The sequence below is a fragment of the bacterium genome (genome assembly GCA_020440705.1).
Classification (GTDB): domain Bacteria; phylum Krumholzibacteriota; class Krumholzibacteriia; order LZORAL124-64-63; family LZORAL124-64-63; genus JAGRNP01.
The window spans coordinates 1-541 of sequence record JAGRNP010000378.1 but is presented as its reverse complement, the minus strand read 5'-3'; the positions used below and the strand labels follow the sequence as shown (position 1 = coordinate 541).

The 541-nt window shown below is 72.3% G+C and carries 1 protein-coding gene; it reads left to right on the top strand.

Translation table 11 applies throughout. From position 1 onward, the window contains the following. Positions 1-541: UTP--glucose-1-phosphate uridylyltransferase (locus KDM41_18890; GenBank protein MCB1185492.1), on the top strand; the 541-nt coding region annotated here is incomplete at both ends.

The window sequence follows — 541 nt, the reverse complement described above, 5'->3', positions numbered from 1 at the left end:
CAAGGTGCCCAAGATCCGCCGCGACGACCTGGCCACGGCCGAGCATCCGGCCGATCCGTCGCTGACCTGGTGCCCGCCGGGCCACGGCGACCTCTACACCGCCCTGCTCACCACCGGCCTGCTGGACGACCTGGTGGACGGCGGCTACCGCTATGCCTTCGTGAGCAACAGCGACAACCTGGGCGCCGTGATCGAGCCGGGCCTGCTGGGCTGGTTCGCCGCGTCCGGCGCCCCGTTCCTCATGGAGTGCGCGGACCGCACGCCCGCCGACCGCAAGGGCGGCCACCTGGCCCGCCGCCGCGACGGCCGACTCATGCTGCGCGAGCTGGCCCAGTGCCCCGACGACGACCTGGACGCCTTCCAGGACGTGACCCGCCACCGCTACTTCAACACCAACTCCCTCTGGCTCCACCTGCCCGCCGTGCGCGACGCCTTGCGCGCCGCCAAGGGCGTGCTGGACCTGCCGCTGATCCGCAACGGCAAGACCGTGGATCCGCGCGACAAGCAGAGCACGCCCGTGTGGCAGCTGGAGACGGCCATG